Consider the following 22,987-nt stretch of genomic DNA (forward strand, 5'->3'; position numbering starts at 1 on the left):
CCGTTTACAATTAAATTTTACCGGAACAGTCCCCAATGTTAAGATTTGATTAATGGGTATAAGCCCGTCCATTGCGTGGTGTATAATCCAGATGAGAGGGGAGAATGGGCGATGAAAAAGTGGAACTCTGTATTTGCAAACCTGGCTGTTTCCTATGTGTCCATTGTGCTTGTCGTTGTTCTCTTGCTCTGCTCTGTCTTCTACATTTACTTCCCGGGAAATTATAAAGAAGAGCTGCGCAACAAAAACCGGCTCATTCTTGAGAATACAGCCCAAACCATTGAGGCGACGGTGCTGCAGCGGGTTCAGCACATTTATTTGAATCTTTCGCTTGATAAAACAGCCGACGTTCGTTTGTTTGCCGATTCTGCCTCGCCGGGCAATTTGAGCAAGGTGCTCGATCTGCAGGAGCTGCTCAAGTCGGAGGTAACCGGCAATTCGGACATCGTGCAGGCGGTGCATCTGTATTATCCGAGACAGCAGGTGATGCTTTCGTCGGTTTATGGACTGAAATTTAATGCCGATCAAGGGGATGGCGCGGCGTTTTTTGCCGATTGGATCAACGGGATGCGCAGCAATAAGGGGAGCTACCTTTGGACGTCAACCCGGACCGTCCCGCAGGATATTTTCTCCAGCCTGCCAGGCGGCAACGGCCAGGCTCTGATTACTTATGTGCACAGCTACCCCTTTCAGGCGTCCGGCGAAAATTGTGATGTGATGATTGCGATTGACGTCAAGGAAAGCGCGATTAGCGGGGTTATTCGGAATATGATGCCGTCCCAATATGAAAGCACGTTTGTGCTGGATCGTTCCGGCAGCGCGATTACGGCTTCAACGCAAGGAGCATTCAACCTGCATAACGAGGGCAGCTCCAGTGTGGCCAAGGTCGTGATGTCTGAGGCGGAAGCCGGGAGCTTTAACGAACCGATTGACCGTACGTCCTATGTCGTTTCCTATCAGACGCTTCCATCAACCGGCTGGAAAATTTACAGTGCTTCGCCCGCCAGCTTCTTCTATGAAAAATCTATTTTTGTGCAAAAGCTGGTGCTTGGCATTTGTTTGTTTGCGATCCTGGTGGGCCTTGTGTTATCCGGCATTTTTGCCAGAGCGAGCTATAGCCCGATCAAACGGCTCGTCGGCAAGGTAAAAGGGTTATTTGACCATACGTCTGAGCAGGGCGCTAATGAATACAGGCTGATTGATACAGCCTTCAGCAAGCTGACGGATAAGGTCAGCAATCTGGAGGAGACGCTGCTGGCGAACAGCTCGGTGATCAAGCATAATGTCGTACTGAACTTGCTCCGCAACAGCTACAGCCGCGAGGAGCTGACAGAGGAGCTGCGAGGTCTGGACATCTCGCTTGCCCACAAGCATTACTGCAGTATGGTTGTAAATCCGGGTGAAGCGTTTGGCCGACTCAGCTCCAGCAGCATGCAGATCGTGCTGCACCGCATGATGGAGCAGCTGGAGGCTGTTTCTTTACCGGAAGCCCGCATCATTGCCGAGGAGCTTCCGGACAAGAAGCTGGTTGTCATCGTTTGCGCAAGCCACTTGTCTGATGCACTGCTGGAGCAGCTATCCCGGTTTATCGTATCCGCAGGCAAGCAGCAGTTTCAGCTGGATGTTCAACTGTCGTGGGGCTGCTGGGTAACGGAGCTGGTTGACGTTCACATGAGTTATCTGGAGGCTCAAAGCTTAATAAAGTATGGCTATTTCCTGCCGGAGATTGCGATGCTGAATGATCGCAGCCTGCTGGAGCGGGAGCACTGCCTGGATGAAATCCCGCAATCCATGCTCGTAAAGTTTCGGGAAAAATTGCAAACCCGCCAGCTTCACGAGATCACAGCGGCTATTGATCAGCTGGTGACGAACATTCGGGAAGGCAAGTACCCCGCGGATTATTGCCACTTTATTTTGGCGAATACCGTGTTTGTCTACTCGGATTATTTGAAAAGCGTCCGCTACAAGCCTCCTGTGCAGCAGAACCTGGACTTGTACAATCAATATATTGAGCTTCATCACATCCATTCGTTTCGGGCGTGGCTCGTTGATTCGATCACTGCCTTTATTGCGCAAATGGAGAAGCGGAACGGCGAACGGGCCATTTCCAGCATTGAGTCTGCCAAGCAATATATCGCGGAGCATCTGTCCGATGATCTGTCGCTGGATGCGGTAGCTGCCCAGGTGTTTATAAGTCCGAAATATTTGAGCAAGCTTTTCAAGGAAGAAATCGGCGTCACCTATACGGAATATGTGACCAGCCAGCGCATGGAACGGGCGAAAACATTGATCGAAAACAACACGATGACGATCGAACAGGTTGCGAATACGGTTGGTTATGGGACGGCGGCTTATTTTATTAAGAAATTCAAGGAAATGTACGGTTGTACACCGGGAAATTACTTGCGCGACACGGTGAAGCAAGCGTAGCGGCTTCGATCCGTGGAACCAGAACGATCATGTTAAGGAAGGTTGTCGCATGGACATGAAGAAATTACGGCGGATCACAGCTCTTTTTGCAGCGGTCATCTTAGGGGCCGCCAGCGGCTGCAGCATGCCGCCTGCGCAACAGTCTGCTGCTGAGGCTTTGCAATCCCCGTCAGCTCCCGGCAATCCGCGGTACAGCATTTCCTGGACAACGCATCTGAATCTGCCGGTTCCTGAAGATGCGGAAATGGTCCGGTACGTGGAAAATAAATTTAACGTTGATCTGGATGTCTGGAACCTGGAAAATAACCGCTACGAAGCGCTTCTGGACATGAAGCTGGCGCGGGGCGCAATTCCCGATCTGTTCAGGATCAGACAGCCGCAGGATCTGTTGAAATATCAACGGCAAGGCATGCTGGCCGAAATTCCGGAGGAGCTGCTGAATCAATATGCGCCCAACATTATGAAGGCGATCCGGGAAAATACGCCGGCCTATCAGGACTATGGCAAAATCGACGGGAAATATTACGGGATTCCGGCCGTCAATCCGACGAACATTTATCGCATTCCGGTCGTCTATCGGCAGGATTGGCTGGATAAGCTGGGCTTGCCGGTGCCGAAGACGTTATCCGATTTTGAGAAGGTCATCTATGCCTTCACCAATGAAGATCCGGACGGCAACGGCCTCAAGGATACGTATGGCTTGTCCGGCGAAGGGATGAATGTTGTTTTTGGCGCGTTCGGGCAAATCGTTTTTGCCGACCAGCTTTATTTCGGGGAAAAAAACGACAAGCTGGTCATCGGCGCATTGGAGCCGGAGATGAAGGAAGCTTTGCAGGTTTTGCGTAAATGGTACCGGGACGGCGTCATTGATCCGGAGTTTATTACCGGAGAAAATAAGGGCGGCTACAAGCATCTGTCCCATGCCTTCATCAATGGAAGAATTGGCATGACCTCGATGGGCAATTACTATCATTGGATTCAATCCGGCGATTATTTGACCTTCAATCAGGAGGGCAGGACGCGTGGCGAGGAAGCTCCGGTCGAAGCGACATTTAATGTGAAGGAATTGACCGCCAAGCATGCGCAAGCCCGTATTGTGTTTGGCGAGCCCTTCACAGGACCTGGTGGAAAACGGGGCTCCAAAGCATACGATATGCTGATGAGCTTCACGGCGATCGGCGCTAATGCGGTTAAGGAGCCGGGCAAGCTGAAGACGATTCTGCAAATACTGGACTATGTGAGCGCCAATCCGGACCTTGATGAATATACGTCGATGAAGTACGGGATCAAGGGGAAGCATTGGCAATGGGCGGGGGCTTCCAAAGAGGATGTCATGGAGCTGCCGCCTTATGACAAGATGTTCAGCTACTCGAATCTGATCGGCGCCAACCTGGGCATGACCGTGCCTTTGAAGCCGACAGAGCGTAGAGAGCAATGGGCGTCCACCTTGGGTCTGGACAAGGACGGCATCTACAATGCTTTGGAGGTTGCGACGCCCTCTTTGATCAAGCACGGACCCGAATTAATGAGGCTGAAAAACAAAGCCTATATGTCCATGATCACCGGCGACAAGCCTCTGGAGTATTTCGATAGCTTTGTTCAGGAATTTATGGCGGCCGGCGGCGCTGAGGTGCTGCAGGAAGCGAATGAGTGGTACCATGAGCATGCCAGAAAGCGAGTTCAAGGACGATAACGCTGCGGTTAACCGCTTCATCTATACGTTGCGGCCTGAAGCGGTCAAGCCGGCCAAATCAGAGGACCGGCTTGATTTGCTTCCGTGCTGCTTTAAGCGAGCACGCTCAGCTCCTCGATCACCGCCTGCGCCGCCTGCCTGGCCGTCGAAAAGGCGCGCTCGGCCAGCTCGCCCTTGCCTTGACAGCCGTCGCCGCAGAAGTAAAACGGCACGCTTTCCACACGTGTCGGCAGCAGCCGGTTGCCGGCGATGTTTTTGACGCTGGCGACCATCGCTTTTTTCGACACCCGCTTGACTACCGTAGCCTCCCGCCAGCCGGGGTAGTAGTTGTCAAACAAGGCTTCCATCTGCTGCGTTTTTTTGTCCAGATACGCCTTGCGTTCTGCTTCGTCCTCAAAGCTGTCGCTCAGGTAAGCGATGCCCTGCAGCAGCTGTCCCCCCTCCGGCACGAGGGTATGGTCAGTGGCCGATACATCGCTGATAAACAGCTTGTTGTCCATGTCGCTGATATAGCTGAACGGCCGGGCGACGACCTGCTGCAGGCCGATGTCGTAGACCATCACCTCGGTGGACGTATTATGCTCATATGGAGCGAGGAACGGCTCCCAAGGCGTATCCTTGAGCAGCTTGCATACTTGCTGTACGGGCATAGCGAAGATGACGCGGTCAAAGGCTTCCTCGCGCCCTTTGGTGCGGATGACATATTGCCGGTCGGCATAGCGGATGCTTTCCGCGCCTTCCTGCAGCGCAATGCTCCAGCTGCCGGACTGTTCGATTTTGTCGCGCAGCTGATTCGTGATGACCGCCCAGCTCCCGAGCACATAGTTGACCGGTCGGCTCGACAGAAACAGGTTATGGTAATAGTCGCTGATGACCGCTCCCGGCACCTTGCGAGCCTCCTCCGGCGCAATGAAGAAATTGGAGCAAACGAGATGCTCCCACAGCTCCTTGACATCCTCGTCGGCATCTGATTCCGCCAAATAATCGCCTAGCGTCGGGTAGCTGCGCAATTGATGAATGTTGGCGATAATTGCGGTAATTTCTCCGACAAAGCGGACCTTCTGCAGCGGATTCAGCAGCTCGGTGCGCATCAGGTTGACAAAGTCGAGCGGGGCCGGCGTCAGATGGCCGTTTTTCGCATACATGACCTTGCGTTTGTCGACCTGCTTGGAGCTGAAGGACAGCCCAAGCTCGCGCTCCATTACCGTCAGCTTGTGACGATCGATGCCGTACACGGCATGCGCGCCGTAGTTTAAGGTAAAGCCGGATTTCTCGTACGTAAAGGCGCGTCCGCCGAGCTGCGGGCTGCGCTCGAACAATACGCCCTGAATCTCCCGCTGCTCCGATAAATAGGCGGCGGCCGTTAATCCTGCAAGCCCGCCTCCGATGATCGCTACTTTCATCTTGTAGTCCCCTTTCGATTCATGGTGCGGCGCTGGCTGCTCCGGCAGCGCGTCTTGGCGAATGCCGGCCCAGGCCCAGGCGAGCTGCAGGCCGATTCGTTCGGATAAATCGCCGGCTTCGTTCTCTGAGCTCCACAGCAGCAGCGTCCCGAAGTAGGCGGTGATCAGCGCGCCGGCTTTGCCCGGCTCAGGCAGCCAGCGTCTGAGCGCCTCGTCGAGCGCGGCCCGCAGCTGATCCATCGACGCTTGCAGACTGTCGGTCTGCATCGACAGCGCAATCCAGCTTCGGATAAAGCGGGGGGAAGGGGCTGCATGGGCAGCCAGCTCCAGAAACAGCCGGTTAATGTGATGCTCCAGCGACGGAACCTGGGTCGGTTTTCGCTCGGACCAGGCGCGTACCAGCGCAAGCTGCTGCCGCGGCCATTCCTGCAGCAGCTCGTCTTTTCCTTTGAAGTAATGGTAAAAGGTTCCTTTGGATGTGCCTGTGGCGGCAATGATGTCATCTACGGAAACCTGCTCGTAGCCTCGCTCGATAAACAGGCTGAGCGCTGTCTCCAGCAGCAGCTCCCGTTTCTTCCGGGTGGCCGCGCGCATGAACCGAGTCATGGAGCGCCTCCTTATTAACGCGGATTAAAGACGATTAGAGAGTACTAATTAGTGGATTATGGTTATATCATACGACATATTAGACTGCAAGTCTAATTAATCACCTGCCATACAGACAAATTTTTCTTTTACCCGAACTTCATGCTATGATTAGGAGAAGAGTAAGGAAAAAGCAGGTATCGTCATGCCGGGAGGGAACAAGCGTGAGTTGTATTTTTTGCAAAATTGTAGAGGGAGCCATTCCTTCGACCAAGGTGTATGAGGATGACCGGGTGCTTGGGTTTCTGGACATCAGGCCGTCGGCGCCGGTGCATGTGTTGATCATCCCGAAAAAGCATCTGCCGGACATCAACGCCCTGGCGGAGGAGGACCTGTCTCTGATCGCTGATATTCACCGTGCGGCGCAGCAAATTGCCAAGGAACGCGGCGTGGCCGAGTCCGGCTATCGCCTCGTGACGAATACGGGTCCGGACAGCGGGCAGGAAGTTTTCCATGTGCATTACCATCTGCTGGGCGGAGGCAAGCTTGGCTTGCCGATTGCTTGACGGAAATCGCTAAAAAACCTGCTGCTGAAGCGGTTCGCTCAGCCTTGCAAAGCTTCGCTTGAGGTTTTCTTTTTATAGGTTGACATCCTCTAGGTTGTTACCCTATAATGAGGTGTGATGAATGTCTTTTATCGTCTTGGACGGTCTGTTCGGAGGGAGGGAAAACTGGTGTCAGAAACTCGAGTTCGCAAGAACGAAACGATAGATGCTGCACTCCGCCGCTTTAAGCGTTCCATCGCTAAAGATGGCGTGTTGGCGGAGGTCAAAAAACGGAAGCATTATGAGAAGCCTAGCGTTAAGCGCAAGAAGAAGTCTGAGGCTGCTCGTAAGAGAAAGTTCTAGGAGGCTTAATCGATGAGCTTAAGCGACAGACTAAACGATGACATGAAGCTCGCGATGAAGAGTCAAGACAAGTTTAAACTCTCCGTAATCCGTATGGTTCGTGCCGCTATCAAGAACATTGAGATAGATCAGCGAAAACCCTTGGAGGAGCAAGAAGTTCTTGATGTTTTGAATCGCGAGGTCAAACAGCGTAAAGATTCCCTCCAAGAATTTGAAAAGGCCGGTCGTGAAGACCTGGCTGAAAACCTCAGGGCTGAGATCGTCATATTGATGGAATACATGCCGCAACAGCTTTCCGATGAAGAAGTAAAAGCCATTGTACAGCAGACCATCCAAGAAGTGGGGGCTTCTTCAAAAGCGGATATGGGAAAAGTCATGGGCGCATTGATGCCAAAAGTTAAAGGACGAGCCGACGGCAAAATCGTCAACCAGTTTGTCCAGCAACTGCTTACTTAATCTAATGATGAGAAACACTCCTTTTGGGGTGTTTTTCTTTGTTTACGGCGTGGTAAGATGAATCAGAATGCGGTTTGCTGCGTATTACTTGGTCATGCAGGTCGTTCCGGGGGCATAAGCTAATGGTTCCGGAGACTGACAGGCCAGGTTACAGAGGAGGTAGGAGATGAGAACGACTGAGGAGGATCGACGGAAGCGCTTCACCCGTCGCAGCAAGCTGGTCTGGCTCTTTTTGACGCTGCTGCTTCTGCTGGGCTTGTTCGCAATGCCAGCCGGAGCAGCGCCAGCGTCCGGCACATCCGGATCGACTCCGCCGCTGGCCGCGCCGGTCGTCGTCATTCCGGTGGAGCGGACGGTCGAGAACGGGCTTGAACGTTTTTTGCAGCGCGCATTTCGAGAAGCGCAGGAGCTTGGCGCGATGCACATCATCCTGGAAATTAATACGCTTGGGGGGCGTGTTACGTCGGCACAGGAGATCGGTCAGCTGGTGAAGGAAAGTCCGATTCCGACGATTGCCTACGTGCGCGGCAAGGCCGTGTCGGCCGGGACGTACATCGCGCTGAACGCCAATCAGATTGCGATGGAGCCGGGCAGCTCGATGGGAGCAGCGGCTGTCGTGGATGGCGGAGGCCAAGAGGTGGAGCAGATCAAGGTTATTTCCTACTGGTCCGGGCAGATGAAGTCCGCCGCAGAGCTGCGCGGCCGCGACCCGCTGATCGCGCAGGCGATGGTTGACAAGCGAAACGGCATCTCGCTGCCGCAGATCAACCGCGAGGTGCCGGCGGGCGATATTTTGACGTTGACGGCCGCTGAGGCCGTAAAGGTCGGCTACGCGGAGACGCTGGCCGCCGACCGGCAGGCTGTCAATGCGTTTGTCGGTGGCGATGGCCATCCGATAGTGGAAGTGCAGCCCAGCCTTGCGGAGCATTTTTCGCGCTGGATTACGCAGCCTTGGGTATCCGTGATTCTGCTGCTGATCGGAATTGCGGGTGTCGCCATCGAGTTGTTTGTTACCGGCTTCGGCATTGCAGGCATACTGGGCGCACTTGGCTTCGGGTTGTATTTCTTCGGCCATTATGTGGCAGGCTTCGCCGGAATTGAGGAAATTGTGCTGTTTGCCGCAGGCTTGCTGCTGCTGATCGCCGAGCTGTTTGTCGCGAGCTTCGGCATTCTGGGCATTCTTGGCGCGTTATGCTTATTCGGCGGCGTTGTCATGTCTGCGCATAATATGAAGCTGGGGATGGCGAATCTGGGAATTGCTTTCGCGCTGGCGCTTGTTGTCATCGTCATTGTGCTCCGCATCTTCAAGCACCGCGGGGTGTGGAACCGGTTTGTTTTGCGGGATCGGCTGTCCACGGAGGCCGGATATGTATCGGCAGCCAGCCGGCAGGAGCTGGTTGGTCAAACCGGCGTGGCGATCACAACGCTGCGTCCGTCCGGAACGGCAGCATTCGGCGAGGAGCGGCTTGACGTCGTGACAGATGGTGAATTTATTACGGCGGGTACAGCGATTGTCATCAAGCTGGTGGAAGGCTCGCGTATCGTCGTAACGACGCACCGGTAGCTGGACCGTGCAGCGGTTGTGGCCTGGCAAGCCAGGGCAATCGTTCAGGTCGCAGCCGGCAGCGGAGAGGCGAGTCTGGAGAAGCAAGGCGGAAGAAGCTGAACAACATTTTGAAGGAGGCATTTCAACGATGGGAACAGGTTTAGTATCATTTTTGTTTTTGGTAGTTGTCGTCATTTTGGCGTTATGGGCGTTTTTCACCTTTGTTCCGGTGATGCTGTGGATCGCGGCGCTCGCTTCGGGCGTCCGGATCGGCATTATTACGCTGGTAGCGATGCGTCTGCGCCGGGTTATTCCGAGCCGGATCGTCAATCCGCTGATCAAGGCGACGAAGGCAGGCTTGAATGTATCGGTTAACCAGCTGGAGAGCCATTTTCTGGCGGGCGGTAATGTAGACCGGGTTGTAAATGCGCTGATCGCCGCTCACCGGGCCAATATTCATCTGGAGTTCGAGCGTGCCGCAGCGATTGATCTGGCCGGACGCGACGTGCTGCAGGCGGTGCAAATGAGCGTTAACCCGCGTGTCATCGAGACGCCGACGGTGTCTGCGGTTGCGAAGGACGGGATTGAGGTTAAAGTTATTGCCCGTGTGACCGTGCGCGCGAACATCGACCGGCTGGTCGGGGGCGCGGGTGAGGAAACGATTATTGCGCGGGTTGGGGAAGGGATCGTCACGACGGTCGGTTCGAGTAGTTCGCACAAGGATGTATTGGAAAACCCGGATATGATCTCCCGGACCGTGCTGGGCAAAGGGCTGGACGCCGGAACGGCGTTCGAAATTTTGTCCATCGACATCGCGGATGTCGACGTAGGCAAAAACATCGGCGCCCATCTGCAAACGGAGCAGGCGGAGGCTGACAAGCGGATCGCGCAGGCGAAGGCAGAGGAGCGCCGGGCGATGGCGGTAGCGCAGGAGCAGGAGATGAAGGCGCGCGTCGTCGAGATGAAGGCGAAGGTCGTCGAGTCCGAATCGCAGGTGCCGCTTGCGATGGCCGAAGCGCTGCGTGACGGCAAGCTTGGCGTGATGGATTATATGAATTTGCAAAATATTGAAGCCGATACGCAAATGCGCTCCAGCCTCGGACGTGCAAACGATACCGGCCAGAAGCCGGGCGAGGATGCTTGACGCGGCTTGACCGGCAGAACGGAAGGGCGGTGAGCGCAGATGAATATCATTGAATTTTTGCTGAAAAATTGGGTGTTTGTCGCAATTGCCCTGTTTGTGCTCAACTCGCTGTTCATAAAAGGCGGGGGGCGCAAGGGCGGTCCTGGGCAGCGCGGCAATCCAGGCGGGATGCCTACGTTCGGCGGCGGGCCGGAGCGGACCGGCCGTCCGCAGCACAGGCAGCCTGCCGGCCGTGCCGGATGGCCGACAGCCGGTGAGACGCCGCCGGTGCGCCGCTCCGGCCCGGAAGGCGTGCCTGCCGGCCCGCGGCCCGGCCAGCCGGAGCGAAAGGTCGGCCGGCCGGTTGAACGGCCGCGAGGAGCCGCGCAGACGGCGGCTGAGCAGCCTGCCGATGCCCGGCAGGCTGCTGCTGCGCCGTCCGCAGAGCGGCAGCGCTCCGAGGCTGAGCGCGCGTCGGCGCAAGGCCGCGTTGCCGCCGCGCTTCGCGCAGCCGCCGAAGCGCCGGGACCAGGCGCCGCCGGATCGCGCGGCGCGGCTGAAGCGCCCGCCGAGTCGGGCGGGCCGCTTGGTCGTCTGCGCCCCGAGGACGTAGCTCGGGGCGTGGTGTGGGCGGAGATATTGGGACCGCCCCGGGCGAAGCGGCCTTACCGCCGCTAAGCTGCGGCGGCGGCAAGCGCGGGCACTGGACACAAGAGGACGCTCAGACGCGTCCTTGAACGGATCAGCGCCGTCTTTACCCGATCGGGGTGGAGACGGCGCTTTTTCGCGTATTTGGCGGCTCGCGGGCATAATCCGGGGTTTGGCGCATATCGTGTAAATAGCAAGCTGTCGGAGGAGGTTAGGTATGCGCAGTCTGACTCGCAGAATCAATCAATGGACGGCAAAGCTGCTTGACTTGCCTCAGGATGTTGCGCTCGATCTGCCCCGACTGACAATGATCGGGAATGTGCAGCTGTACATTGAGAACCATCGCGGCGTATTGCATTTTTCGAGCGAGTCGTTGAAGCTTGCGTTGCCCAAGGGAACGCTTGAGATTGTGGGCACCAGCCTCGTCATCCGTGCGATTATGCCGGACGAAGTCATGATAGAAGGCGTCATCCGCGATGTTCACTATATGCTGTAGTCCGGAAAGGGGAAGAGGAGCTTGAAGCAATCATTCATTCAGCGCCTGCGGGGATATGTGCAAATCGAGGTGTCGGGAGAGCAGCCCGAGCGGCTGATCAATCAGTTGGCGGCGAAACAAATTGCGGTCTGGGACATCCGGTATGTGGACGAGAAGCGAATGGTTTGCTATGTGACGGTCCGCGACTTTTTCCGGCTGCGCCCGTTGTTGAAGGAGACAGGCTCCGGCTTGCGGATTCGCCGCAAGGAGGGGCTGCCGTTTTGGCTGGACAAGCTGGAGCACCGCAAGTTTTTTGCGATCGGCTTGCTGGGCTTTGTCATTGGCATTTATTTGCTGTCCTCGCTCATCTGGCAGGTGAAGGTGGAGGGCAATGAGCAGCTGCAGGCCGAGCGTATTTTACAGGCTGCCCGCGAAGAGGGCGTGTTCCGGCTGCAATGGAAATTCCGGCTGCGCGAGCCGTCCGAGCTGGCCCGGGGGCTGCAGAGCCGGCTGCCGGAGGCGGCCTGGATCGGGGTGGAGGTGCGGGGCACTCACGTTATCGTGAAGGTGGTGGAGGCGAAAATTCCTGTCAAGCCGCCGCTGATGAATCCGCGTCATCTCGTAGCTGCAAAAAATGCGCTGGTAACCGATATTTTCGCCGAAAAGGGGCGGCCGGTGGTCAAGCCGAACACGTATGTGCGCAAAGGAGATATTTTAATTTCCGGGCTGCTTGGCGATGAAACAAACAGCCAGACCGTTGTCGCCAGCGGGAAGGTCAAGGGCATTGTTTGGTACAAGCCGACGGTCGAGGTGCCGCTGACGCGCGAGTACAAGGTGTACACCGGTGAATCCGCGCGACGCCTGTATCTTGTGCTGGGCAGTCGCGCCGTGCAGCTGACCGGGTACGGACAGGAGCCGTTTGCCCAGGCGGAGACGATACAGGAGCGCAAAACGTTAAGCTGGCGAAATTATACATTGCCGGTCGGATGGCTGCGGGAGAAGGTGATGGAGGTGCAGCGGCAGGAGCATCCGATCGAGCAGCAGGAGGCGGCGGCCATTGGCTTGCAGCAGGCGAAAGCGGCGATCTTGTCGGATGCCGGCCTCGAATCACGGATTGTATCGGAAAAAGTTTTGCATGAAAAGGCTGAGAATGGTAAAGTTTATATGGAAGTGCTTTTAGAAGTCGAGGAGCCGATCGCAGTAGAACAGCCGATTGTGCCATAACTCTTCACGAAGGAGAATTTGATGGAACAAGCGACAACGGTGAAAATTTCATTGAAAAACCCGTCTGAAGGCCAAGCGCTGTTCGGACCGCAGGACAAGTTTCTGCATCTGATTGAGGAAGAAATTAAGGCCTCGATTTTTACACGTGAAGAAGCCATCGTGATTCAGGGCGGCGCGGCTGAGACGAACCGGCTGGAGCATCTGTTTACGGTACTGCTTGAGTTGATCCGCAACCAGTATGTGCTGACCGAACGGGATGTGAACTACGCGCTTGATTTATCGCGCGAGCTGAAGGTCGATCAATTGCTGGATCTGTTCAAGGGCGAAATTGCCGTCACCCATAAGGGCAAGCCGATCCGGGTCAAAACAATCGGGCAAAAGCAGTACGTCAACGAGATCAAGAAAAAGGATATTGTATTCGGCATCGGTCCGGCGGGTACCGGCAAAACGTATATTGCCGTCGTGCTGGCCGTAGCGGCGTTGAAGGAAGGCAAGGTCAAACGGATCGTGCTGACCCGTCCGGCGGTGGAAGCAGGCGAAAGTCTCGGATTTCTGCCCGGCGACCTGCAGGAGAAGGTTGACCCCTATTTACGCCCGTTGTATGATGCTCTTAACGATGTGCTGGGACCTGATCAGGTCGTCAAATCACTGGAACGGGGCTTAATCGAAATTGCGCCGCTTGCCTACATGCGCGGCCGTACGCTGGACGATTCATTTATTATTCTCGATGAGGCGCAAAATACGACGCCGGAACAAATGAAAATGTTTTTGACCCGTCTGGGCTTCGGCTCCAAGATGGTCATTACGGGAGACGTGACGCAAATTGACCTGCCGCGCGGCAAGTCGTCCGGACTTGTGGAAGCGCAGCGCATTTTGAGTAAAATCGAGGAGCTTGGCTTCATCGTATTCGCCGAACAGGATGTCGTCCGGCATTCGCTCGTGCAGAAAATCATTGTGGCCTACAATGAAGACAAAGAAGGCTGAGAAAGGGCTGACCTTTCATCATGAACAACCGCGTTTCCATTCAGGGCAAATTTCAACACCAGCTTGTCGGCTGGAGATATAGCGCCTTCGTGCGCTTTCTTCTGTTTTTGGCTTTTGTCGCGTTTCTGTATGTAGCGCTGCTGCACCGGATTGTGCCGCAGACGTATGATATTCAGCTGAATTCGCAGGCGGAGAAGGATATCCCCGCCCCCCGCGCCATTTTGAACGAAATTGAGACGGAGAAGGCGAAGGAAGAGGCGGCAGCCCGTGTGCAGCCGGAGTATAAAATTGTCGGGCTGAAAAACGAGACGGCCATTGATCTGATGTTTGAGAAGCTGCAGCAAATCAACGCCGACACCGATGTTTCGGTCACCGACAAGGTCAGTATTTACCGGACGGTGATTCCGACAATTGTCAAGGATCATCTGAGCCGGCAGCTTAGGCTGTTCGAAGGCAGCGGACAATACAGCCAGGAGCTGCTAACGGAGATGCGCAAGGCGTTCGATGATCAGCAGTATCGCATTCCGGAGGAGTCGTTTTACAAGCTGCCGAGGCTGACGAAAGAGGATCTGGGCGAGATGGAGCCGGTCGCCCGCGACATCGTATCCCGTCTGATGACGGATCAGCTGCTGGACGCCCAGACGGGGCGGGCCAAAGTAGCCGAGCTGGTCAACGCGTCTCCGCTATCCAAAAACAATGCCCGCGAGCTGGTGCAGGAGCTGGTCAGAGCCTCGCTGACGGCGAACAAGTTCTATGACCAGAAGGGAACGGAGGAAGCGAAGGGACATGCGCGGGATAATGTCAAGCCGGTGTATGTCAATAAAAATGATGTGCTTGTGCACAAGGGCGAGCTGATTACCGAGGAGCTGTACCAGCGGCTTGCCCAGCTGGAGCTGCTCAAGGATGAGCGCAGCTACTGGCCGCATCTCGGACTGCTCGTGTTTGCTTCGCTGTGCGGCTTGCTGCTGTATATGTATGTCAAGCAAAGCACGCTGCCGGTCAGCCACAATAATGTTCAGCTTGTGATGCTGGTGCTTATTTTATTCGTGACCGTGACGTTTATGAAGGTGTTTTCGATGATGCAGGGGCTCGATTTTCCGTTTACCGCTTATTTGGCGCCGACGGCGATCGGGGCGATGCTGATTACGATTTTGCTGAATCCGCAAATCGCGTTTGTTGCGACAATCCTGCTTGGGGTGACAGCGAGCATTATTTTTAACTCGGATCAGGTGCAGGTATTTGATTTCCGGTACGGCCTGCTGACGATTGCAACCTCGTTTGCCGCGATATTTTCCATTCAGCGGGCAAGCCAGCGCTCCTCGATATTAAAGGCGGGGGCGATGGTGTCGCTGCTGGCGGTGCTGCTGGTCGCGTCGATGATGATGTTTGAGGAGCAGGAGTCGAAGCGGGACGCAATATTTGCGATGTCGTTTGCGCTCGGCAGCGGGCTGCTGACCGCCGTATTTGTCATCGGGCTGCTTCCGTTTTTCGAGGTCGCATTCGGCATCCTGTCGCCGCTCAAGCTTGTGGAGCTGTCGAATCCGAACCATCCGCTGCTGCGCAAGCTGCTGACGGAGACGCCCGGAACTTACCATCATAGCGTCATGGTCGGCAATCTGTCGGAGGCGGCAGCCGAAGCGATTGGCGCAGACGGGCTGCTGTGCCGGGTCGGCGCGTATTATCATGATATCGGCAAGACGAAGCGGCCGAGCTATTTTATCGAAAATCAGACGAATATCGAAAACCCGCATGACAAAATTGAGCCTGCATTAAGCAAATCCATTATTGTCGCGCATGCCCGGGATGGCTCGGAAATGCTCAAGGAATACAATATTCCGAAGCCGATCCGTGATATCGCCGAGCAGCACCACGGCACGACGCTGCTGCAATATTTTTATCACAAGGCGCGGAAGCAGGCTGAGGAGCGCGGCGAGCAGCCGCCGGACGAGCAGGAATACCGTTATCCGGGGCCGAACTCGCAGACCAAGGAAGCGGCTATTGTCGGGATCGCCGACTGCGTGGAGGCAGCGGTTCGTTCCTTGCGCAATCCGACAGTGGAGCAAATCGACTCGATGGTGCGCAAAATTATTAAAAGCCGTCTCGACGACGGGCAGTTTAATGAATGCGACCTGACGATCAAGGAGCTGGATCAAATCGCCCGAACCCTGAACGAAACGCTGCTCGGCATTTTCCACTCCCGGATCGAATATCCGGCCGAAGCGGCCGCTAAGCCGGCTGTTGAACCGAATAAACCGAATAAACAACCGAATGGATGAGGTGTCCCTATGAGCTTGCGCTTGTCATGGAACAGCGAGCAAACCGATATTGAAATTAGCCCCGAGCTGATTGCCAAGCTGGAGGAGCTGCTCAAGCTGGCCGGCGAGGCGGAGGATGTTCCGCATGGCGAGGTGGCGCTTACCTTTGTGAACGATGCGGCCATTCAGGAGCTGAACAAGCAGTATCGCGGATTGGACAAGGCGACGGACGTGTTGTCCTTCTCGATGCAGGAGATGGGCGAAGACGAGATCGAAATTATTTACGGCGACGAGGAGTATGACGAAGAAGAGTTTGAGTTTGTCGATGCGGCCGAAGGCGCAGCGCTGGACGGAGCTACCGCTTCGGATATCGCGTTGGAAGACGACGAAGAGGAAGAAGAGGACGAGGAGGACGGCTACGAGGAGCCGCTTGGCGATATTATCATTTCGGTCGAGCGCGCCGTAGCGCAGGCCGAAGAGTACGGTCATTCGGTGGACCGGGAGCTTGGCTTCCTGTTTGTTCACGGCTTCCTGCATCTGATCGGCTACGATCATCAGGAAGAGGATGAGGAGAAGGCCATGTTCGGCAAGCAAGAGCAAATCTTGCAGCAGGCGGGCCTGACGCGGTGAGACAGCCTGCCAAATGGCAGCGCAGCTTCCGGTACGCGTACGAAGGGGTCAAATATGCGCTGGCTACCCAGCGCAATATGAAGTTTCATTTTTTCGCGGCTTTCGCCGCGTTGGGGCTTGCGTGGCTGTTCGGCTTGTCCAAGACGGACGTCCTGTTTATTTTGCTCGCGGTGACGCTTGTTATTGTTGCCGAGCTGATCAACACCGCGCTTGAGAAAGCGGTCGATTTGGCCATGCCGGACCTCCATCCGCTGGCCAAAATCGCCAAAGATGTCGCTGCAGCCGCGGTACTGGTGACTGCAGCTTTTGCCGTTGTGACCGGTCTGATCGTATTTTTTGAGCCGGCCGATCGGCTGATCCGGCTCGGACGAGCGGCTTGGGGCGATCATGCCTTTACCGCGGGGTCAGCGTGGGTGCTGCTGCTGCTCGTTGTACTCAGCGTCATCGTCGTGCAGACCCGGTTTACCGACAAGGGCACCTGGGTCAAGCCAAGCCTGCTGGCGGCCGTCGCGTTTGCCGTCGCGACGCTGATTGCTTACCGGTCGGCGGATACGCTGATTGCGCTGCTCGGGTATTTGCTGGCCGGGGTGCTGACACTCGCCTTGTATGACAAGCGCCGCCGCCCCTTCAGCTCGCTGCTGCTCGGATCGCTGACCGGCAGTCTGATTACGGTATTTTGTTTTTATCTGGTTGCGAATTAACAGGGAAAAGGACGTGAAGTCTATGGAAGCCGCCCAATTGATCGAGTTGGCCAGACAAGCACGGGAGCGGGCGTATACGCCCTATTCCGGGTTCAAAGTCGGCAGTGCGCTGCTGGACAGCGAAGGACGCGTTCATCTCGGCTGCAATGTAGAAAATGCGGCCTACAGCCCGACCAACTGCGCCGAGCGCACCGCGCTGCACCGCGCGATTGCCGATGGCGTCGCGCCGCGCTCCTTTCAGGCAATTGCGGTCATCGGAGACACCGTACAGCCCATTTCGCCCTGCGGCGTCTGCCGCCAGGTGCTGGTTGAGCTTTGCTCGCCCGATATGCCGGTTTATATGGCCAATGTGCGGGGCGATGTCACGGAGACAACGGTGGCGGCGCTGCTGCCGGGAGCATTTACATCTCATGATCTGAACGGAGGAATACGGAACTGATGGCTTCATCTTCAACAGGTACAAGCAAAGGCAACGGACGGAAAGCGCCATTTAAGTCCGGCTTTGTCGCCATTATCGGGCGGCCGAATGTCGGCAAATCGACTTTGATGAATCAGGTAATCGGCCAAAAAATCGCAATCATGTCTGACAAGCCGCAAACGACCCGCAATAAAATTCACGGCGTGTATACGACCGACGAATCGCAAATTGTATTCCTTGATACGCCGGGCATCCATAAATCCCAATCCAAGCTGGGCGATTACATGATGAAGGCGGCGGAAAGCGCGCTGAAGGAAGTCGAAGCGATTTTATTTCTCATCGACGTAGTGGATGGCATCGGCGGCGGCGACCGTTACATTATCGAACAGCTGAAAAAAGTAAAAACGCCGGTTATTCTTGTCATGAACAAAATTGACCAGGTGCATCCGGAGGCGCTGCTGCCGATCATTGTGACGTACAAGGAGCTGTATCCGTTCGCCGAGATCGTGCCGATTTCCGCGATGAACGGCAACAACGTCAACACCTTGCTGGAGCAGGTGGTCAAGTATTTGCCGGAAGGCCCGCAGTATTACCCGGCCGACCAAGTAACCGACCATCCGGAGCAATTCGTCTGCGCCGAGCTGATCCGCGAGAAAATTTTGCATCTGACCCGTGAGGAAATTCCGCATTCGATCGCGGTCGGCATCGAAGATATGAAGGTGCAGCCTAATGGCGTCGTGCATATTTCAGCGATTATTTATGTGGAGCGGGATTCGCAGAAGGGGATCATTATCGGCAAAAGCGGCGCGCTGCTCAAGGAAGTCGGCAAAAAAGCGCGCGGCGATATCGAAGCCTTGCTGGGTTCCAAAACATTTCTGGAGCTGTGGGTTAAGGTTAAGAAGGACTGGCGCAACCATGACCGCGTGCTGAAGGACCTTGGCTTCCGGCACGAATAAGCAGCTGTCTGCGTTTCAGTGAAAGTCAAGCAGGGTAATGGGATCATACATGCCAGTTTTTGTGCCGCATACTTCGATGAGGTTCGTATCATCCTAAACCTATAAACAGGTATTGGTTCAAATACAGGTCTCTCAGGGGAGGATGTACCATGAAAGATTTTTCGTGGAAGTATTTTTCAATGACCGGCGACGTGGATGCCTACCTGCTTTATAAAGAATCAAACGGCGAAGATGGGGAGGCTGTGGAGCCGGAGGAACGGGCGGCAGAGGAGCCCGAATGGCTCCAGTAGCGCTGCTGGAGACAGCAGCCCCGGCAAGCGGGAAAAGAGGCTGCCACATGCAATACAGACTGCAAGGCATTATTATCCGCAGCATGGATCACGGCGAGGGCAACAAAATTGTTACCTTGTTCAGCCGGGAGCATGGCAAGATGAGTGTGGTCGCCCGCGGCGCGAAAAAAGTAAAGAGCCGATTCGGGTCAGCCGTTCAACTATTTACGTTGGGCGACTTTTCTTTTTTTAAATCAGGTCAAAGCGGGCTTGGCTCGATGAATCAGGCCGACATTGTAGAGGCATTCCATCCGCTGCGGGAGGACCTGCATCTCGCAGCTTACGCTTCGTATCTCGCAGAGCTGACGGACAAAATGTTCGGGGATCATGAGGGCCACCCCTATGTGTACGAGCAGCTGAAGGGCAGCTTTCAGGCGCTGCAGGAGCGCAAGGATACGCAAATTATTGTACATATGTATGAGCTGAAAATGCTGACACAGGCAGGTTATATGCCCGAGCTGCAGCAATGTGTCGTATGCGGCTCAAACGAGCTGCCGATCGGACTCAGTGTCGGGCTGGGCGGCGTGATGTGTGAGCGCTGCAAGCTGCGGGACCCGGAGATGATTCCGCTGACGCCCGGCGCGCTCAAGCTGCTGCGCGTGCTGGCGCAGGCCGATGTGCGGCGGCTTGGCTCGATTGATGTAAAGCCGGCGACCAAGCAGGTGCTCAAGCAGGCGCTGCGCGCGTATTTCGACACCCATGTTGGCTTACGGATGAAGTCGCGTGATTTTATCGAGCAGATGGAGCGTTACGGCATTTAAACAAGCACCTCACCGTTATTGCACTCATAAGATCGACATGTTCTCGTTGCAGAGTTTGTGCAAGCACAGCTCCGGGTGGCGGGATTTTTTGTTGCCTTTGCTGAAACGTTCCAATTCTCTTATCCGTACAAAAGAACAAGCCGTTTTCCCGATTTCATAGACAAAGGGGCGTGTGCCAGATGGTAACGAAAGGAAAGCCGGTTATTTTCGTCGCCTCAGATTCTGCGGGAGACACGGGAGAAGCGGCTGTGCGTGCCGCCGCCGTGCAGTTCGATCCGCTGCAGGTCGAGATTCGACGGGTTCCGTTTCTGCATGATACGTCCGATATTGACCGGCTTATCGTTCAAGTCATCGAGCGCAGCGGAGCCATTGTATTTACACTGGTGCTGCCGCGGCTGCGTGATTATTTGATTCAGGAATGCGAGCGCAAGGGGATCGTGTATATCGATCTGCTTGGTCCGATTATCCGGCTGCTGGAGCATCGCTTCAATCAGGAGGCGCGTCACGAGCCCGGCATGATCCATCGGTTGGACGAGGACTACTTCAAGAAGGTTGAAGCGGTAGAGTTTGCCGTTAAATATGACGATGGGCGCGATTTTAACGGCGTGCTGCAGGCGGATATTGTGCTGGTCGGGGTATCCCGCACGTCCAAAACGCCGCTGTCCATGTATTTGGCCCATAAAACGTTTAAGGTAGCCAACGTGCCGCTTGTCCCGGAAATTGCGCCGCCGGAGCAGCTGTTTACCGTGTCCCGCCATAAAATTATCGGCTTGCGCATTGATCCGTTAAAGCTGAACGCGATTCGTACCGAACGGCTGAAAACGCTCGGCTTGCCGGGCAACGCGACTTATGCCAACAATGAGCGCATCCTGAAAGAGCTGGAGTTTGCCGATACCATTATGAAACGAATCGGCTGCGAGGTTATTGATGTCTCTCATCGGGCTGTCGAAGAAACGGCGAGTCTGATCATTGATTTATTTCGTTCGCGGTAAACAAAAAGCGGCCGGCAACGTTTTGTTTCTTTGCTGTCGAGAAGCAGGATTTTTTGTAAATTCATCGTATATACTAAGGTAAGCTGCTATAAAGTCCACAGTTCGGTAGGTATACACATGACCATTAAACTGATTGTTGATGCCGATGCCTGTCCGGTCAAGGCTGAAATTCGCCGCGCCGCCGCAAGCTTCGGTCTGGCTGTGCTGATGGTCGCTTCGTTCGATCATCGGCTGCAGCCGGAGGAAGGCGTAGACATCGTGCAGGTAGACCGGTCCGATCAATCGGTCGATCTCTACATTGCCAATCGGATTCGCCCTGGCGATGTGCTGATTACGCAGGATTTTGGGCTTGCTGCGCTGGCGCTTGGCAAAAAAGCGCACGCGATGTCCAACCGCGGCCAGCTGTTTACGGAGCGGACGATTGATTTTTTGCTGGACCGCCGCCACGAACAAGCCCGGCTGCGCCGCGGAGGCAAGCATACAAAGGGACCGCGAGCCATGACAGGGCAAGACCGAGAGGATTTTCTACAATCTTTGACAAAACTTTTAACAAGGTTGCAGGAAAACTAGACCAAACAGCGAATAGTTATACGTGTTAATGGGAATGTGGGTGGATAGGATTGAGTAACGGACGTATACCTGATGAAGTCATTGATGCCGTACTTAAAGCGCATGACATTGCAGAGGTTGTCGGCAGGCATGTTCATTTGACGAAGCAAGGACGGTATCTCAAGGGACTTTGTCCATTCCACTCCGAGAAAACGCCATCCTTCACCGTGTCTCCTGAACGGCAAACCTTTCATTGCTTCGGCTGCGGAGCAGGGGGCAGCGCAATCCGGTTTATTTCGGAGATCGAAGGCTTGTCCTTCGGACAGGCGCTGCGCAAGCTGGCGGAGGAAGCCTCGCTGACCGTCGATCTGGGCGGAGCCGGGGGAGCTGGCGGAGAGCGGAACGAGCCGCGGGAAAACCCTGAACGGGCGAAGCTGCAGGAAGGCTACGAGCTGGCGAGCAAGCTGTACCAGTACATTCTGCATAACACGGAGCAGGGCAAGGCGGCCAAAGATTATTTGCGGGGCCGGGGCATTCACGACAAGCTGATGGAGACATTCGGCATTGGCTATGCTCCTATGCGATGGGATACGCTGGTGAAGCTGCTTGACAAAAATCAGTTCCCGCTGCCGTTGATGGAGCAGGGCGGATTAATTTCGGCCAAGCAGGATGGCACTGGCTACGTGGACAAGTTCAGAGACCGTGTCATGTTTCCCATTAAGGACTGGAAGGGCCAGACGATTGCGTTCGGCGGTCGGCTGATGGGCGAAGGTCAACCCAAGTACATGAACAGTCCCGAGTCCATGCTGTTTCACAAGAGCCGTACCTTGTACAATCTGCATGCAGCGAGACCGCAAATCCGCAAGACGCAGGAGCTGGTGTTATTCGAAGGTTATATGGATGTCATCCGGGCTTGGGATGCGGGCGTTCACCATGGAGTGGCCACGATGGGGACCGCGCTGACACCGGAGCATGCGGAGGCGATCCGTCGGGTAGCCGAGCGGGTAACGGTTGCTTATGATGGAGATGGCGCAGGTCAGACGGCGGCGTACAAGAGCATCCCGATTCTGGAGAATGCAGGATGCCAGATCCGAATCGCCGTGCTGCCGGGAGGCTTGGACCCGGACGAATTTATTACCAAGCACGGCTCGGAGCGATTCGTACGAGAGGTTGTTGAGGCCGCCGTACCGTCGATCAAATACAAGCTTCTTTATTATCGCCGCGATTACCGGATGCAGGAGGATGGGGAACGGCTCCGATACATTCAGCAATCGCTGCGGATGATCGCGGGACTTCCGTCTCCGATTGAACGCGAGCATTATGTGAAGGACCTGACGTCGGAGTTCCGTTATTCCTTCGAAACGGCGATGCAAACCGTCAATGAGTTCAGGCTGAAGATGGAAAAAACGGGCAGTGGCGGGGATAATAAAACCAATCCGTGGAATAATGTTAGAAATGATGTCAGACCGCGCGAGAAGACCCCGCAAATTTTACCAGCTTATCAGGTTGCCGAGCGGCAATTGCTCGCTGTCATGATGCTGGATCAGGACGTGGCGAAGTACGTGGAGCGTCGTCTGGGGGACGGATTTGTCCTGGACATGCACACGGCGATTGCCGCCAGTCTGTATGCGTATTATGCGCAAGGCTACGAGCCGAACGCGAGCAGGTTCATCGGGATGCTGCAGGATGACAAGCTTGAAAGCTTGGCCAGCTCCTTGACCTTAATGGATCATCGGGGCGGAATCAATGAGGCCGTCATCGACGATTGTATTCGTGAAATCAAAAAGTATCCGCTCGTGCAGGAGCTGGAACAAAAAAGAGAGCTGCTCAAGCAAGCGGAACGGGAGAAGGATATTCCGAAAGCTTTGCAGTTGGGCAGTGAAATTATATCCTTGGAAAAGCAGTTGAAGTCCTGACGGTA

22 protein-coding genes are annotated in these 22,987 nt (G+C 55.3%); 21 read left to right on the forward strand and 1 reads right to left on the reverse strand.

The window, feature by feature from the left end; translation table 11 throughout:
* Nucleotides 1-111: 111 nt before the first annotated feature.
* Together AC6ROY_RS03465 and AC6ROY_RS03470 are read left to right on the forward strand one after the other, a co-directional pair.
* Nucleotides 112-2,430 (forward strand): AraC family transcriptional regulator, encoded by a 2,319-nt coding sequence (locus AC6ROY_RS03465; protein WP_500098589.1) that lies wholly within the window; start codon nucleotides 112-114, stop codon nucleotides 2,428-2,430.
* A gap of 49 nt (nucleotides 2,431-2,479) precedes the next feature.
* Nucleotides 2,480-4,123, forward strand: coding sequence for an extracellular solute-binding protein (locus AC6ROY_RS03470; protein ID WP_500098591.1), 1,644 nt, complete (start codon nucleotides 2,480-2,482; stop codon nucleotides 4,121-4,123).
* A 92-nt stretch (nucleotides 4,124-4,215) separates the two neighbouring features.
* Here AC6ROY_RS03470 and AC6ROY_RS03475 read toward each other — a convergent pair whose 3' ends face one another.
* A complete protein-coding gene (locus AC6ROY_RS03475) occupies nucleotides 4,216-6,132 on the reverse strand; it encodes an FAD-dependent oxidoreductase (RefSeq protein WP_500098592.1) in 1,917 nt (638 codons plus the stop codon).
* A gap of 203 nt (nucleotides 6,133-6,335) precedes the next feature.
* On the opposite strand from AC6ROY_RS03475, the gene AC6ROY_RS03480 reads away from it, so the two are divergent.
* The 19 genes from AC6ROY_RS03480 (at nucleotide 6,336) to dnaG (ending at nucleotide 22,982) form a co-directional block, all read left to right on the forward strand.
* Nucleotides 6,336-6,677 (forward strand): histidine triad nucleotide-binding protein, encoded by a 342-nt coding sequence (locus AC6ROY_RS03480; protein WP_500098594.1) that lies wholly within the window; start codon nucleotides 6,336-6,338, stop codon nucleotides 6,675-6,677.
* 168 nt (nucleotides 6,678-6,845) lie between these two features.
* Entirely contained in the window at nucleotides 6,846-7,019 is a 174-nt protein-coding gene (gene rpsU / locus AC6ROY_RS03485; RefSeq protein WP_010491812.1) for a 30S ribosomal protein S21, read from the forward strand.
* 12 nt (nucleotides 7,020-7,031) lie between these two features.
* Nucleotides 7,032-7,475 (forward strand): GatB/YqeY domain-containing protein, encoded by a 444-nt coding sequence (locus AC6ROY_RS03490; RefSeq protein ID WP_500098595.1) that lies wholly within the window; start codon nucleotides 7,032-7,034, stop codon nucleotides 7,473-7,475.
* 166 nt (nucleotides 7,476-7,641) lie between these two features.
* Nucleotides 7,642-9,039 (forward strand): NfeD family protein, encoded by a 1,398-nt coding sequence (locus AC6ROY_RS03495; protein ID WP_500098596.1) that lies wholly within the window; start codon nucleotides 7,642-7,644, stop codon nucleotides 9,037-9,039.
* Nucleotides 9,040-9,169: 130 nt separating this feature from the next.
* A complete protein-coding gene (gene floA, locus AC6ROY_RS03500) occupies nucleotides 9,170-10,165 on the forward strand; it encodes a flotillin-like protein FloA (RefSeq protein WP_500098597.1) in 996 nt (331 codons plus the stop codon).
* Between the two features lie 39 nt (nucleotides 10,166-10,204).
* On the forward strand, nucleotides 10,205-10,822 hold the full coding sequence (locus AC6ROY_RS03505; protein WP_500098598.1) for a YqfB family membrane protein: 618 nt from the start codon (nucleotides 10,205-10,207) through the stop codon (nucleotides 10,820-10,822).
* A 187-nt stretch (nucleotides 10,823-11,009) separates the two neighbouring features.
* Nucleotides 11,010-11,288, forward strand: a complete 279-nt coding sequence (gene yqfC / locus AC6ROY_RS03510; protein ID WP_500098599.1) for a sporulation protein YqfC — start codon at nucleotides 11,010-11,012, stop codon at nucleotides 11,286-11,288.
* 21 nt (nucleotides 11,289-11,309) lie between these two features.
* Nucleotides 11,310-12,491, forward strand: a complete 1,182-nt coding sequence (yqfD, locus tag AC6ROY_RS03515; RefSeq protein ID WP_500098600.1) for a sporulation protein YqfD — start codon at nucleotides 11,310-11,312, stop codon at nucleotides 12,489-12,491.
* A 21-nt stretch (nucleotides 12,492-12,512) separates the two neighbouring features.
* Entirely contained in the window at nucleotides 12,513-13,475 is a 963-nt protein-coding gene (locus tag AC6ROY_RS03520; protein ID WP_500098601.1) for a PhoH family protein, read from the forward strand.
* Between the two features lie 20 nt (nucleotides 13,476-13,495).
* Nucleotides 13,496-15,751 carry an HD family phosphohydrolase gene (locus tag AC6ROY_RS03525; RefSeq protein WP_500098602.1) on the forward strand — a complete coding sequence of 752 codons (2,256 nt, stop codon included), beginning with the start codon at nucleotides 13,496-13,498 and terminating at the stop codon, nucleotides 15,749-15,751.
* Nucleotides 15,752-15,760: 9 nt separating this feature from the next.
* Nucleotides 15,761-16,360: an rRNA maturation RNase YbeY gene (ybeY, locus tag AC6ROY_RS03530; protein WP_500098603.1), complete on the forward strand. Its 600-nt coding sequence runs from the start codon at nucleotides 15,761-15,763 to the stop codon at nucleotides 16,358-16,360.
* Nucleotides 16,357-17,061: a diacylglycerol kinase family protein gene (locus AC6ROY_RS03535; protein WP_500098604.1), complete on the forward strand. Its 705-nt coding sequence runs from the start codon at nucleotides 16,357-16,359 to the stop codon at nucleotides 17,059-17,061. The genes ybeY and AC6ROY_RS03535 overlap by 4 nt, the downstream gene beginning before the upstream one ends.
* A gap of 13 nt (nucleotides 17,062-17,074) precedes the next feature.
* Nucleotides 17,075-17,500: a cytidine deaminase gene (gene cdd, locus AC6ROY_RS03540; RefSeq protein WP_500098605.1), complete on the forward strand. Its 426-nt coding sequence runs from the start codon at nucleotides 17,075-17,077 to the stop codon at nucleotides 17,498-17,500.
* A complete protein-coding gene (gene era, locus AC6ROY_RS03545; RefSeq protein ID WP_500098606.1) occupies nucleotides 17,500-18,435 on the forward strand; it encodes a GTPase Era in 936 nt (311 codons plus the stop codon). The genes cdd and era overlap by 1 nt, the downstream gene beginning before the upstream one ends.
* 149 nt (nucleotides 18,436-18,584) lie before the next feature.
* Nucleotides 18,585-18,725 (forward strand): YqzL family protein, encoded by a 141-nt coding sequence (locus AC6ROY_RS03550; RefSeq protein WP_500098607.1) that lies wholly within the window; start codon nucleotides 18,585-18,587, stop codon nucleotides 18,723-18,725.
* 47 nt (nucleotides 18,726-18,772) lie between these two features.
* Nucleotides 18,773-19,525 (forward strand): DNA repair protein RecO, encoded by a 753-nt coding sequence (gene recO / locus AC6ROY_RS03555; protein WP_500098608.1) that lies wholly within the window; start codon nucleotides 18,773-18,775, stop codon nucleotides 19,523-19,525.
* Between the two features lie 179 nt (nucleotides 19,526-19,704).
* Entirely contained in the window at nucleotides 19,705-20,517 is an 813-nt protein-coding gene (locus AC6ROY_RS03560) for a pyruvate, water dikinase regulatory protein (RefSeq protein WP_500098609.1), read from the forward strand.
* Between the two features lie 117 nt (nucleotides 20,518-20,634).
* The gene (locus tag AC6ROY_RS03565) at nucleotides 20,635-21,087 is read left to right on the forward strand and encodes a YaiI/YqxD family protein (RefSeq protein ID WP_500098610.1); all 453 of its coding nucleotides are present in this window, start codon (nucleotides 20,635-20,637) and stop codon (nucleotides 21,085-21,087) included.
* Nucleotides 21,088-21,137: 50 nt separating this feature from the next.
* The gene (gene dnaG / locus AC6ROY_RS03570) at nucleotides 21,138-22,982 is read left to right on the forward strand and encodes a DNA primase (RefSeq protein ID WP_500098611.1); all 1,845 of its coding nucleotides are present in this window, start codon (nucleotides 21,138-21,140) and stop codon (nucleotides 22,980-22,982) included.
* The last annotated feature ends 5 nt before the right edge of the window (nucleotides 22,983-22,987 follow it).

The organism is Paenibacillus sp. sg306046 (genome assembly GCF_059821225.1).